At 36.9% G+C, this 13,193-nt stretch carries 15 protein-coding genes; all 15 read left to right on the top strand.

Annotation, left to right across the window (positions count from 1 at the left end; all coding sequences use genetic code 11):
- The 15 genes from ASF12_RS30065 (at nucleotide 1) to ASF12_RS29995 (ending at nucleotide 13,130) form a co-directional block, all read left to right on the top strand.
- Nucleotides 1-273, top strand: coding sequence for a hypothetical protein (locus ASF12_RS30065; RefSeq protein ID WP_056042515.1), 273 nt, complete (start codon nucleotides 1-3; stop codon nucleotides 271-273).
- Between the two features lie 57 nt (nucleotides 274-330).
- Complete coding sequence (locus ASF12_RS30060; RefSeq protein ID WP_056042513.1) at nucleotides 331-789, top strand: hypothetical protein; 459 nt, start codon at nucleotides 331-333, stop codon at nucleotides 787-789.
- A gap of 58 nt (nucleotides 790-847) precedes the next feature.
- Nucleotides 848-1,471: a hypothetical protein gene (locus ASF12_RS30055; protein ID WP_056042511.1), complete on the top strand. Its 624-nt coding sequence runs from the start codon at nucleotides 848-850 to the stop codon at nucleotides 1,469-1,471.
- Nucleotides 1,472-1,860: 389 nt separating this feature from the next.
- Nucleotides 1,861-2,295, top strand: coding sequence for a hypothetical protein (locus ASF12_RS30045; RefSeq protein ID WP_056042508.1), 435 nt, complete (start codon nucleotides 1,861-1,863; stop codon nucleotides 2,293-2,295).
- A 217-nt stretch (nucleotides 2,296-2,512) separates the two neighbouring features.
- Nucleotides 2,513-2,815, top strand: coding sequence for a hypothetical protein (locus tag ASF12_RS30040; RefSeq protein WP_056042507.1), 303 nt, complete (start codon nucleotides 2,513-2,515; stop codon nucleotides 2,813-2,815).
- A gap of 65 nt (nucleotides 2,816-2,880) precedes the next feature.
- Nucleotides 2,881-3,987: a DUF3900 domain-containing protein gene (locus tag ASF12_RS30035; protein WP_081419126.1), complete on the top strand. Its 1,107-nt coding sequence runs from the start codon at nucleotides 2,881-2,883 to the stop codon at nucleotides 3,985-3,987.
- A gap of 507 nt (nucleotides 3,988-4,494) precedes the next feature.
- Nucleotides 4,495-4,962: a helix-turn-helix domain-containing protein gene (locus ASF12_RS30030; protein ID WP_200931689.1), complete on the top strand. Its 468-nt coding sequence runs from the start codon at nucleotides 4,495-4,497 to the stop codon at nucleotides 4,960-4,962.
- 304 nt (nucleotides 4,963-5,266) lie between these two features.
- Complete coding sequence (locus tag ASF12_RS30025; protein ID WP_155973561.1) at nucleotides 5,267-7,444, top strand: hypothetical protein; 2,178 nt, start codon at nucleotides 5,267-5,269, stop codon at nucleotides 7,442-7,444.
- Nucleotides 7,445-8,243: 799 nt separating this feature from the next.
- Entirely contained in the window at nucleotides 8,244-9,089 is an 846-nt protein-coding gene (locus tag ASF12_RS30020; RefSeq protein WP_056042503.1) for a sensor histidine kinase, read from the top strand.
- Nucleotides 9,090-9,192: 103 nt separating this feature from the next.
- Complete coding sequence (locus tag ASF12_RS30015) at nucleotides 9,193-9,507, top strand: helix-turn-helix domain-containing protein (protein WP_056042501.1); 315 nt, start codon at nucleotides 9,193-9,195, stop codon at nucleotides 9,505-9,507.
- 456 nt (nucleotides 9,508-9,963) lie between these two features.
- Nucleotides 9,964-10,776 carry a sporulation transcription factor Spo0A gene (gene spo0A / locus ASF12_RS30010; RefSeq protein ID WP_056042499.1) on the top strand — a complete coding sequence of 271 codons (813 nt, stop codon included), beginning with the start codon at nucleotides 9,964-9,966 and terminating at the stop codon, nucleotides 10,774-10,776.
- A gap of 115 nt (nucleotides 10,777-10,891) precedes the next feature.
- On the top strand, nucleotides 10,892-11,188 hold the full coding sequence (locus ASF12_RS30005; protein WP_056042496.1) for a DUF2325 domain-containing protein: 297 nt from the start codon (nucleotides 10,892-10,894) through the stop codon (nucleotides 11,186-11,188).
- Between the two features lie 315 nt (nucleotides 11,189-11,503).
- Nucleotides 11,504-12,022: a hypothetical protein gene (locus ASF12_RS30000; protein ID WP_056042492.1), complete on the top strand. Its 519-nt coding sequence runs from the start codon at nucleotides 11,504-11,506 to the stop codon at nucleotides 12,020-12,022.
- Between the two features lie 160 nt (nucleotides 12,023-12,182).
- A complete protein-coding gene (locus ASF12_RS34790) occupies nucleotides 12,183-12,359 on the top strand; it encodes a hypothetical protein (protein WP_155973558.1) in 177 nt (58 codons plus the stop codon).
- A gap of 51 nt (nucleotides 12,360-12,410) precedes the next feature.
- Nucleotides 12,411-13,130, top strand: a complete 720-nt coding sequence (locus tag ASF12_RS29995) for an ATPase, T2SS/T4P/T4SS family (protein ID WP_056042490.1) — start codon at nucleotides 12,411-12,413, stop codon at nucleotides 13,128-13,130.
- The last annotated feature ends 63 nt before the right edge of the window (nucleotides 13,131-13,193 follow it).

The raw sequence follows: 13,193 nt of genomic DNA, 5'->3' as shown, positions 1-13,193 counted from the left end.
ATGATCTATAAAATTGTCTTGAATAAAATAAGGGGAAATATTCGTTCTTCTTGGAAGATCTATTTAGTAGGTTATTCGTTTACTTTAATTTTGTGTGCAATTACTACTATTAGTTTTGGAAGAGCTGAAAACATGGTTAGACACCTGTTGGATGGAGTATTAGGCATTTTTGTTGGAATAATGATTGCAATTGTGCTGCTTTTTTTTATCGAAAATAGAAAATTCAATCGTGCCAAAATTGCAAGTGAAGAGCGAGACGATGTTAACCAATAATAATTTAAAATCCGTTTTAAATCTGCTATATGAAAGATTAGTGGGAGGCTTCGATAATTGAAGGAACATTTGAGAAATTTAGTTGATGTCGCAATTAAAAGGGATCTTATCCCGACAATTTTTATAGTCGATTCAATATTTACAATTGATATATATTTGATTTTTTCTGTAGATCTCAATGAAGAAAATAGCTTTGTTTTTCATCGATTTAAAGATGAAATATTCCTATATCATGGATTTAATTTGGATTTCGGCTTTAGCGCGAACAACAATGAAAAATTGAAGTTAGGGCCATGGTATAGCAGAAAACATGAAGATAAAATCAATAGGCGGATAATTAAAGCATTAAATCGCCATGTCAAAAAACTAGAAAGGAAGAATGTTATTGATGAATCTTCGGAAGTAATTCTGGATATATGCGTTATTATTGACCCATTGTCGCTTTTGGAAAACAAGCCACATCCCCTTTTTAAGTTTTCTGAGCTGGCAAAAATAGAAATAGATTTGGAAGATTAAGAATATTTACTTCATAATCATGATTTCATATGAGGAAAAAATCGGAGGCATATATGAAATGATATTTGGATATTTAAATTATCTTGTGACAAAAATGTTGAAACGAAGGATGGAAAATGGAAATAAAATAGCTAAACAGGCTGACAACGGATCTATTCCTACTGATCATTGGGATGAAAAAACGTTTGAGGATAAGAAAATGCACATGAATAATATCTTTCAAGGTAAGGACTTTGATGGCAACTGGCACGCGGGCAGTCTTACTATACTGCATTGTTATCTGTGTTCACTTGAAAGGGGGGAACCCCTTAAAAAAGGGCATTACATCTCAAGTGAATTGGGTGTGCCTTTTGCTTATTATGTGCGTCCAGAGACCGTAAGACAAGGCGTCAGGCTTCCAGATCGTTTCGGTAATGAGATGTTTGATGGAGACATTACCGAATTAGAGGTCGAAGGAGAGAAGCGGAGATTTGTTGTGAGGATTGGTACTGTAGTTCGAGACATTGAATGTGACCCACCATTTTCGGAGGAAATCGAAAGAGCATCCATTACAGGTGTTTATTTCGAGTGGGAAGGGAAAAAGCTGTTTCCATTGGTAGATAAACATGATGTGCCTGATAACGAGAGAATGGTTATCATTGGTAACGTTTGGGATAATCCTGAATTGTTGCAGGATATTTGACGGGAGCTACCACTATGCTATTTTTAGCAGCAACCACTGTTATATCTCAATTGCTACCTTTTTTTGCTCAGCTGTTAATAATCAAATGTTGAAATGAGTGATGAGAACATGTCTAAATGGTCTGGAAAAATTGATTTAATGGCTAAAAAGTTCAAGGATATAGTTGTGTTGTTTTTGTATCTCATGACTTACATCTCGTTTTTTGGATTGTTTATCGTTGTTATTCTTTTTTCTTTTAGAATTTTCAGTATTGAACCCATAACACTATACGAAATAATAATTACTTGTTTTTGTCTCGGCACGGCTAGTAATGTTATAGCATCGGAGCTGGATAAATTGTAGATCCTCACTTTATATTTGAATCTAAGAGTTTAGGAGGAATAAAAAAGGTGTTTGCTAAAAGAATAATATTGTCAATTGGTAACATATCGGATGGGACGCTTTGCAGTATATGGATTTTATGGGCTGCTAGTTTTTGGGTAGCATTATCAATCGCATCAACTAATCATAATATTTTTCACTTAGTTGTATATGGACATCTATTAATTATGTTCCTGTTCCTCGGTACATATATCTTTGCATGTATCTATGAACGTTTTAACCTAAAAAAAACAGGTATTAATTACATTCGTTTAAGAGTGAGTGCGGATCAAGGTTTTACATGGAAATCGATTTTGGTAGATGCAGATGAAAAAGATCCGGCTAAATCAACTCTAAATATAGGTGATTGGATTGCAACGAATACAGGAGTTTACAAAGTGAAAGTATATGAAGGAAAGATTCTAATTGAAAGAAAATTTAAAAGGGGTGATTCCAAATGTTAAATGAGTTAGATATAGAGAGAACATTCGGGAACATATCGTGTTTACAATTGAGGCAGCGGATATTTTAGGCTGCATCCAACAAAACATATTTAGATTGATGAAAAAAGGAACCCCTCACTCCGATAAAAAAAGCAAATAATGCTACCATTTTCGTGAGAGAGGAGGTATTAAGAATGAAGAAGTAAATTGAACTGCATATTAGATAGGAGGAAGCTATTTGAGCACTTTTGCAATAGCCTTTAGAGCGAAGAACAAGGCAGATAGATATTTACCTGACGGAATTGACTGTGTTGACTGGAATGATGAATCTTCAGACACCTTAAACCTTGCAAATGCTCTGCTAATCATACGGAGAGATTTAAAAAAGCCAACGCCAAAAGATATTGAAGATTTTTACGCTGAGTTAACTTCTTTGCCCCTCAACAACATTGTTGATTCTATAAAAGAGAACTATGTAACAAAGGAAGTAGAGTTAACAAAAGAACAGCTTAGAATTGTACGAAAACGAAATCAATGGTAATTACAAGTTGCTAAGGTGAAGTAATATTTTTAAAAATTTTTGACTGACCAGAGGAGGGCCATAGAATGGATTTTATGATGGAGTATTTATCGTTTTTTGTCATCGTTACTGAAGGAGAGGACAGTAGCTCCTCCAAACGTTTTAAGCACTATCAGACGATGGAGGAAGAGGACTATGAAGGTAGCGAGATTAAGCGCTTTTTAGATGGAGAGTTTGCCCGTATCGTTAAACGTAAAGTAGAGCGGAACCCAAACTCAGAAAATCCACCGACTAAAATCGGGCGCTTCATGATCGAACCTGGCTATGAGCTGAACAGCAATCCGAACTACAATTTGTTCCAGCGCCTACGCGACGCAGAAAATAAAGAGCGTTATATCGGTATTGCTGACGAACTGGTACAGATTTATATGGATGCAAGCGCAGTGCGCGGTGGTGCATTTATTATCGCTAGAACGAAGCTGAATACTTATTTTGACGAGCCCTTTTTATTCCTATTAAAATGTGATTTTGAACCAAATATCGCTCGCATTTCTGATGAACGCAATTTGATATCGCAAGTGGAAATGGCGATTAGTGCACGCAGCATTAAGTCCATTCAATATCCTCATATGCCTGAAGCGGGAATGCTGGAGTATTGGGAACTGAAGATACATCAGGCTTCGCATGCCCGTTATTTTGAGGACTTTCTAAAATTCGTATCGTATGAAAAACCTCTTCCAGAAGTGATGAGCGACCAGCTGCTGGGTATGGTGCAGCAATATATGGACGACAAGTGGGATGGTGTGACGGAGAGCACCGAGCGGCATGAGGAAGCAAATGCGATTGAAGTATGGGCCCATAGCGAGAAACGTGATATTCATGAATATTGGTCTCTGGATCAGGTGGCATCGGCATCGGCCGCGCTTGTAGATCAAAAGCCTGATTTGCCGTTTACATTCAAACTTGATAGCGTAATGGTTAAGGGGCTGTTAGCGGAGTTTGGCACAAAGCTACATTTTGCCAAACATAATGGCCGTTATGTAGTCGTCATCGAAGGAGACTCTTTTCTATTTGATAAAGGAAAGTCTCCTATCGAACTGTTGCAACCGCCCGATTTAATGGAACTGCTACCAGAGATCGGCACACACCAGCATCAGAGCGACGGTACTGCGAATCTGCGTATAGATGATTAGGAAGCACAAAGTGTATAAGCACAGATGACCTGTATTCTAGTATCCAACCGTAACGTTTGACCGCCATAGTTTTAAGAAAAGACCGCCTTGTATATCAAGTCGGTCTTTTCTTGTTAGCTAGTCATTTTTTGTTTATGTAATAAAATTAAATTATAGAGTCCTATAGGGAGGTGGCGATTTTTTGCTTTATGATTATTTGGGTCAGCCGCTTGTACGTAAAGGGAAACGTAGACCAAACACACCTGGTCGTACAGTTTGCTCATGCGGAAATAAAACCCTCAAAGTTATATACGGAACTTATGAATATAGTTGTGGGAAAGTCTTTCGCTTTCAATTTGGCATTTTAGTAGAAGGTAAACACTTTTTTAACCGTTAGTTTTCAGAATTCCCCATCTTCTAAAGTGGGGGATGAATGGGAACAGTCTGATCTACTTTGACTCCCGAAAGAGATATTTGAGTCCAATCAACCAACCTACAAAATCACGCTTCAGGAAAGGATGAACGGAATTGCTGAAAGCCTACAAGTATCGCATCTATCCGAATAGGGAACAGCAACTTTACTTGGCGAAAACGTTCGGCTCTGTTCGATTCATCTACAATCGGATGCTTGCAGACAAGATTAACCATTACAAAGAAACGGAAACGATGCTCAAGAATACACCTGCTCCATACAAAAAGAAATTTGATTGGCTGAAAGAAGTGGATAGTCTTGCGCTTGCCAACGCTCAACTGAACTTAGACAAGGCGTATAAGAACTTTTTTCGTGATCCAAAGGCTGGCTTTCCAAAGTATAAGAGCAAGAAGACGAATAACAATAGCTACACAACGAATAACCAAAAAGGAACGATTTCCGCCCAGGATGGATTTCTACGAATTCCGAAACTAAAAAGTAAAATTCGTATCAAGCTGCACCGTCCATTCACTGGACGAATCAAGTCCTGCACCCTATCCAAAACACCATCCTTAGAGCAGTAGCTCTATTGACCAAGAAGCCGCCACCTCTTAGGTGGTTGGTAGTTCACGTGGGACTCCAAGAAAAAGAAGTCAGTCAAATGTAGATGCTTCCCCATAACTAAATTAGATACGAGCAAATATTTTATTACAGTGTTTAACGAGGGTAAGGAAAGATGGTCACATGAGCAGTTTGATGAGCTGCTTGCAAAATACAAATTCGATCCTGATACAGATGATGCCATATATGTAATGATGGAAAACAATATTGCTCATGATTTCTTTAATGAGTGTTATTGGAATGAAAATAATGATCGGAGTGTTACAAATGAAACAAATCATTGAAGCTTTAGATCTATGGATAAAAATAACGGGTGTTAATCCAGAAATAAGAGACTATAACAAGGATGATTGGGATGTCTATAAAAATAACCAGTCTCTATCCGAATCTTTAAAGATTGATCCGACTTGTCTTACTACGATTATGATGCTTGACCATTATGTCAGAATATATCTTAAAGAACGAACCTTCACAGTCCAATCCATTTTAGATGACTTTGCAGGCATGACAGAATACTTACAACAATGTCGCCAAATTTATTCAATTCTTGAAATGGAAGAAATTAGATTACTTAAAAAGGATTTTATTAACTCCATGTTAGAGGCAATGCAGCATTATGAAATTAATGAACCAGGTATTTTTCAAGCAATTCAAGATCCGGGCAACATAGCCTTTTTAAGGAGGGATGCCCTTCGCTCAATGGTAAACCTATCGGTGTATCAATTTCTACAAGGAGAACCGGATGATGATACTCCTTCTTATTATAAAACGATACATGAGTACTGGAATATCAATAGTCTCATAGAAGAAGCAACTAAGATGCGAAATGGTATTTCCTTGAATTTTATTCGCGATCCTAAAGCTGATGATTCATTCTTTGCCTTTGCAATTCGAAATGGTCAAACGATTTCAATCCTTACAGATAAAGAAAAGGTTATAAATCCTTTGGAACGGCATAAATCACGTGCCAGGAGTAAAGCAAGATCGGTATTTAAGAGGATTGATGAAAATCACTTTCCTTATTCCTTGCTCAATGTTACATACATTGACGATGAGGCCTACATACCTCCTCATAAAGAACAAGGCCTGGTTGTTCATAAAAAACAGTCCGTACCACGAATGCAACTGAATGAACTAAGTGAGAGTGAGATAATATGGCTGGTAATGATGTTTGAGCTGATAAGGGATAAGTTTTTTGCTAAGGGCTTTAAGACTAAAGAACTTTCTTATACAGGAGAGATGCTGCATGTCAATGATGCATTAATCAAAGGAGTTGAGCATTTAGTAGTTCGTAATTATTTGCCGTTAGTCGCTTCCAAGGTATCCGTTAAAGATGCCAGTTTTGAGGGGATAGCTCCTTTCTTGAAGAATAAGTCAAATGGAGATAATTTATGGATCGAGCAACGATATTGCTCTATGGTTTCAGAGCGTTATTTGAATCTAGTATCAGCCCATGATTCGAGTAATAAATTCTTAGTGTCGCTAGATCACATCAGTAAATATAAAAAAGAAAGTATTATGAGGTTAGATGTTTCGCCATCGGATTTAACAGGAGTACATTTTTTAAGTTTCATGGATAGTTCCCGTTTGAACAAAGAGGATTCAGACTTACAAGAACATGCTGTACAATTGCAAAGTGTTAAGGCTACACAAATCGGATCGGCCGAACAATTATTGTATGACCAGCGCTACATTGCTCGTTATAATTACGTCATGATGCTTCAGTTGGCCATGAAGCGTGAATATTATCTTAGTAAGGATAAAATTTTCACGTGGTTTTTAAACAGTGTGCAAAATAATAAAGATGCAATTATTTCTACTTCAGTAGGAGATGATTCAACAAATATTCGTTTTAAAACATTAAATTTGAAAGAACCTCATTTTAGAGACCTTCGTCATTCTCAGATTAAATTATATACTGAGGTGAAAGGAGAAAAATATACCTATCGTTGTGTAAAAAGTGGTAGCGAAGCTCTAGTAGCTGTTCTTTTTAGACCTACAAGTCCAAGTCAATTAGCATTTTTATGCGGATGTGAAATAAACGAGCTTCCTGATGTTTTGCAACATTGGATAAAACCGCGGAGATCCGATGATCCCTTAGATTGGGCCATTGTAAATCCGTGGATTGACGATAGCTTTGAGGTCGTTGTTTACTTATCACGTTCTGCTTACAATAAACATCGAAAGAAAAGGGGGCTTGCAGCGAATAGGTTCTGGATTACTGAGGAAATGAAGACTGAAAAACCATATTTTATTAAACCTACAGTGGGTACAGAAGTTAGATTTAGTTGTTGGAACGGGTCCGAGGCTCCACCTGGTCCTTGGCTAGGAGTAATAACAGAGATCATTAAAGAAGGTAGGGTATATGGTATCTACAAGGTACGCAGACACTTCGATGGTGAAATACAACAAATAGAAGGTTATCAAAAGCTGCTCCGTCCTTAATAATAATTTTTAGCAAGGTATAATAAGCGCAGGAACCTCTCAATTGTCTCCTAATAAGACGATTGAGAGGTTTTTGGGCCTAAGGGATGTCATAAGGCAACTCAGGTGCTTCTGCGTAGCGGGGGCGGGCAGCCTGGACTTGAGCAAGACGCCGTAGACGGACAGGGCTGAACATCTACGCTGCAGCTCATATCCAGCGCGCTATCCTTTCTCAATTGGGTACAACGGAGGCGGCTAGTCGTCTCGCGTTAGTAGTGCATATGACTCCTGGCTCGCAGCGATTCAAACCAGGATCTGCATACCTTGTATAAGATGCTTAAATTAAGCATCTCTAGTATGGGAGTATGGTGTAGAGCGGGGGCGGTTTCGGATCTCTTACATAACTTTGTATTTATACCAATCGATTGAGTTTTAAATGATAGTTACATTCAACTTGTAAATATTAAAAGGGACCTTATAATATATTTGTGTTTTAGAATATGGGAAGGAAGATGATTGTTGATGCAAATTGTAAAAAAATAATGGCTAAAAAGCTAGAAGACTTTGATTTCCACTTGTAAAACCATTATGCTCAGTTACAATAAAATTATGAGAATACTGAGATTTGAGGAGGGCTTTTCAAACTAAAGAATCAGTTCAAATCAAATTAATTCTAACGAATTTCTTGTAGGGAGTTGAATTATTTTGAGAACGTTCGCTTCTTATAGATGAGTGAATATACTCTTTCTAAAAGTAACTCATAGTTTACATATTATGAGAATTATGTATTACAGGTTTGCTTAAGGAGGTTTGACACAACGTGAGCAACAACATATTAATTCCTATTCTTTTCGAAATATCCTTTGATAATATCGTAACAATTCCAAATAGAGGGGAAGGTTTTCTATCCGGCTTATGGGTAATTATAAGCTGTATTATTCTCTATCATATGATATTATTCTGGATCTATTCTCAATTGATTCGAAAATTCAATCAAAACGAAGAAACTTCAACTCATAATACAGATAATGAAGATATATATAAGATGTTTAATAATATTAGGTCGCAACGACATGATTTTTTAAACCATGTAATGGTGATAAAAGGGTTGCTTGATAAGGAGGAATACGAGCAAGCCCAAAATTACATGATGGAATTAATAGGCGAAATAAGCCTCACTAATGACATCATCAATATTGGAAATTTAGTCCTATCGTCGTTAATACAAACTAAAATCTCAATCGCTAAAAAAAGGAATATTCGCTTTTCTCATCAATTTTTAAATATGGATCGCCTAGAGTTTGGTTTTAGAGCGACCGATTATGTGAAAATATTAGGAAATCTTATTGATAATGCTTTAGAGGAGGCCGGCAACAAATCAGGGGATGATCGTTGGATAGAAGTTCAAGGTCGTGTAGCCCATGGTAAATTGTTTTTGATGGTAAAAAACAAGGGTACACTTGAAGATACTAATCTAGTTTTCAAACCTGGGTACTCAAAGAAAAAAGGAGAGCACTCAGGGCTAGGATTAGCGATCGTTAATGAAAGTGTTGCAGAATATTCGGGTGCCGTTATGGTCTCCCAAGTTGAAGACTGTATTTTGTTTGAAGTGATGTTGCCTTTACCAGTCGAGATGAAAAGAAAAGTTGAAAAAGTGGGTGAATAATTCACCCGCTTTTTTTTGTAATTACTTGTGTGCAGGAAGTTCATGGTATTATTAGAACATACGAATATGATATAGCAATAAGTCTTGTATCGGGGGACTGGATGTGAAAATTGGAGAGAAAGTTAAATATCTACGAAACCTTCAGGGATTAACTCAGGGTGAATTGGCAAAGGAATGCGGAGTCTCAAAATCCCTTATCATTGATATTGAAAAAGATACTCATAAGACATCAGTTGCCAGTCTTATGAAAATTTGTACTGCTTTAAATATTAGCATGAGTCAATTTTTCGAGGAAGAAAATAAAAGGTACTCTTTAGACGTAGTGAAAATAGCAGATTATGCTGAGCTCCTAACAAACGAAGAAAGAAAGAATCTTTTAGGGTTCCTTAGTAGTATGATTAATCGCACAAAATCTTAGTGTATACCAAGATTTACTTGAAACTTATCCGAATTAAATTTATACTAAGACTATCCAAATGTTCTCTTTCTATCCGAGTACAGTAATTTTAAGCCCATGAGCAGCAATAGGCCGCTGCTCATGGGCTTTTATCTGTTTATTTTCTTTTGGCTGCATTGAAAATAAACCGCCAGCACCGGCGAATTAAGCTACATGGTCTGGTTTTTGCTGCACGATGAATTTGCGGGCGTGCTACTTGTTCTTCCAGAAGCACTGATCTAGCTCGACCGGTTAGAGGGGCTGACGGTAGCCGATCACGGAAGATGCTGTTGGCTAGGGGGATAGAGCCCCAGCTTTATGTTAACTAATTGATCCAGAAAAGCATATTCGCATCGAATATTATTCGACATCTTGTATTTGACGAAAAATGTCGAATAATTTATAATGTGAATATCTTTCAATCAGGGAGGATTTATTATGAAGAAAATTAAGGTTATGTTAGCGGATGATAACAAAGAGATTGTTGAATTGTTGTATGAATATATTTCTGAACAAGAGGATATGACTGTGACTGGAGTTGCATATAATGGGGAGCAGGTATTGCAACTCCTGGATGACTCAGCGTTAGCTCCAGATGTACTTATATTAGATATTATTATGCCGGTTTTAGATGGTCTTGGTGTTATGGAAAAATTAAAAGAATCTCAATTATCTCCCATGCCAAAGGTAATCATGTTGACTGCATTTGGCCAAGAAAATGTTACTCATAAAGCTGTTCATTTAGGAGCATCGTATTATATCTTAAAGCCTTTCGATATGGAGATATTGATTCAGAGAGTAAGAGAACTTTGTATTCCAATACCTACTACGACTACGAAAACAACCACTACTGTTCGGCAAAGTAAACGATTATTCATAAATCCGATCGACAAATCAAAGGATTTGGATATGAATATCACTAGTATTATGCATGAAATAGGTATTCCACCTCATATCAAAGGTTATAAATATTTAAGAGATGGAATTTCGATGGTATATCATAATTTAGAAGTTATTAATGGAATTACTACTATCCTGTACCCGAGAATTGCAGAAAATTATGCCACTACTCCTTCCCGAGTAGAGAGGGCCATTCGTCACGCCATCGAACTTGCGTGGACACGAGGAAATTTGGATGCCATAAGCAGGATATTTGGCTATCCAACCAACATCAACAGATCAAAACCAACGAATTCGGAATTCATAGCTCTAATAGCAGACAAGCTTCAAATTGAACATAGAAATACTTAATTAGGAGAGTGCCTTCAATCTACCGTAGTTCTCTTGTCATTTTTAATTCTGGAGTTAAGATTATTTCAACGGGGTATTAGATCCTGAATCCAGATACATTAGAGGAGAAACAACTATGAAAACTGTGGTTATTATTGGAGGCATGCAATCCGATACATTCAAAAAGTTAGGAGCAAAGAGAGGGGTTAAAGTAGAACATCATAATGGCAAAACTGGCGGCGGGCGAGTAGAAACGGCGTTTCGTAAACTCGTTAATAAAGCTGATGTAATTATTCTTCTTGAAGGAGCTCTTAAACATCAGTCTATGTGGGTTGTAAGGGAGATGGCTGAAAAACTAGGAAAGAAAATTAATTATCATTCGGGATTTGGCGGGACCGGCGCGCTTGATAAAGCAATTGAGATGTTACAATAGCAAAAGGTACAAACGATCCCATCTTCCCTTAACATATTCAAAACTAAAACAGCAGCAGCAGCTATTCTAATTAGGGCTCGCTATTGGCCTATAGACAGTGGCCTCTAAAACCAACTGATGAGAGTTCGATTCTCTCCGAGCTCATTTAATTCCGTTAAATTAGTTCTCAAATGACAGTATGGTCTTGTCTTTCTTAAGTGCAATTATATAATGAGTTCAAATTGAACAAAGGAGGAATTCTAAATGAAAAAACAACTAGACCATTTATAGATTAAAACAAAATCGGATAGTATACAATTCGAACGTGCATGGTGTATGCCAAATAAAAACACCTTTAGCATGGCTCCTGTTCGAAGTATGCTTTCAAATGAGATTCAGTCTGACGAATTATGGATTGACCCGTTTGCGAATAATAGTAAATGGGCTAAGATTACGAATGATCTCAATTCAGAATACGATACAAACTTTCACTTGGATGCGCTTGAATTTCTTAAGTTGTTTGATGATAATTCAGTAGATGGGGTACTTTTTGATCCGCCATACAGCGCTAGACAAATCAAGGAGTGCTATCAAGGGATAGGACTGAAAATCAAAGGAAAAGAAACGACTCAAAGTTCTTTTTGGTCCAAGCTTAAAATTGAAATTGCAAGGATCGTAAAACCAAGAGGAAAAGTTATTTGTTTTGGGTGGAATACCCAGGGAATTGGAATAACGCGTGGTTTTGAAATGAAAAAGATCCTAATGATTGCTCATGGCGGTAATCACAATGATACTCTTTGTACAATTGAGCTAAAGGGCTCTTCATCTGATGTAATGGAACCTTCAGGAACATGAAGGTTCTTTTTTTATTATTTGTGCATCAGACCATTAAGGTAAACTCTTTCGCATATGTAAATCATGGTGTACAATATTAATTACCGTATTTTGAATTCTATTAAAACATAACAAGTAACAAAAATAGGTCCTCGATGTTAATGAAAAGGAGATGACTGTCATGAAAATATCTGACCATTTAATTGTGATCAGAAAGCCACCTGTGCAGCCAATCAGGCCATTTGTGCAGAATGAGGCTTCTTTTTCAGAGATATTGGCTCAATGTATGGCTATGCCGCCAAAAGCAATAAATGGTGGATTTAGAAAAGCTATAACTGGAAAGTCTAAAAGTGATTAAGTGGTACTGTAAATCATTAAGTACAGAAAATGAAGGTGGAGTGAGTATTTTATGAATGATTCCTTAGGGATTCTTGTTATGAAAGAGCATCTTGATTTAGCAGCTGCTTGGTTTTTACGTATTGCGGTAAGGGCCAGGGTTAATATTCTTGTTACAGGACCTCGTAATGTGAATAAGATCCAATTACTAAATGCACTAGGTGATATTGTTCCTGAAGCAGAGAGAATGATAGTAATAGAAAGCAAACTACCGTTAGATATTGGCCGGACAAATACGCCTGTTTGGTATGCAAATTCGAGTAAGGATAAAATTGATCTCATTCAAACAGCGGTTAACATGCAAACGGATCGGATTATCATGTCTGAAATTCGAGGAGATGAAATTGAAGAATATCTAGAAATACTTTCAAAAGGGCATAACGGTGGCATGAGTACGTATGTTTCAGATGATGCCAAAAATGCTATAGAACGTTTGGCGAAACTGATGCCTGTTGAAGATCATTTAAATCTTCCACATTATGAAAGGATGCTCCAGCAGATTGTTGCCGCATCTTTAGAAGTCATAATATCCATTATTCCATCTAACAACGGTTGGATGATAAACACTATTACTGAAGTATCTATTAATAACAAAATGGAGATTATTTATCGACATTTATTCGAGAGGGATTCGAGTACACAAGTACTTCAGTGTCTAAAGTTTGAACCTAAATTCGATGAAAAAAGAAAGCGTTATAATGTTCGTGAATCCTGGTATGAACAATCAACATAATAATGATTCTTTCTTATGATTATTGTTTAGAACACGTCTAAATATCAAATATGAAATTTTTCA

Source organism: Paenibacillus sp. Leaf72, assembly GCF_001422685.1.
Taxonomy (GTDB): Bacteria; Bacillota; Bacilli; order Paenibacillales; family Paenibacillaceae; genus Pristimantibacillus.
The sequence above is the reverse complement of the archived record's forward strand: the minus strand, read 5'-3'. Positions and strand labels throughout refer to the sequence as shown.

What these genes read in the sequence shown, in the direction of transcription:
- ASF12_RS30065 (WP_056042515.1), top strand. Translation starts at nt 1, where the DNA reads ATGATCTATAAAATTGTCTTGAATAAAATAAGGGGAAATATTCGTTCT.
- ASF12_RS30055 (WP_056042511.1), top strand. Translation starts at nt 848, where the DNA reads ATGATATTTGGATATTTAAATTATCTTGTGACAAAAATGTTGAAACGA.
- ASF12_RS30035 (WP_081419126.1), top strand. Translation starts at nt 2,881, where the DNA reads ATGGATTTTATGATGGAGTATTTATCGTTTTTTGTCATCGTTACTGAA.
- ASF12_RS30025 (WP_155973561.1), top strand. Translation starts at nt 5,267, where the DNA reads ATGAAACAAATCATTGAAGCTTTAGATCTATGGATAAAAATAACGGGT.
- spo0A (WP_056042499.1), top strand. Translation starts at nt 9,964, where the DNA reads ATGAAGAAAATTAAGGTTATGTTAGCGGATGATAACAAAGAGATTGTT.
- ASF12_RS30005 (WP_056042496.1), top strand. Translation starts at nt 10,892, where the DNA reads ATGAAAACTGTGGTTATTATTGGAGGCATGCAATCCGATACATTCAAA.
- ASF12_RS30000 (WP_056042492.1), top strand. Translation starts at nt 11,504, where the DNA reads ATGCCAAATAAAAACACCTTTAGCATGGCTCCTGTTCGAAGTATGCTT.
- ASF12_RS34790 (WP_155973558.1), top strand. Translation starts at nt 12,183, where the DNA reads ATGAAAATATCTGACCATTTAATTGTGATCAGAAAGCCACCTGTGCAG.
- ASF12_RS29995 (WP_056042490.1), top strand. Translation starts at nt 12,411, where the DNA reads ATGAATGATTCCTTAGGGATTCTTGTTATGAAAGAGCATCTTGATTTA.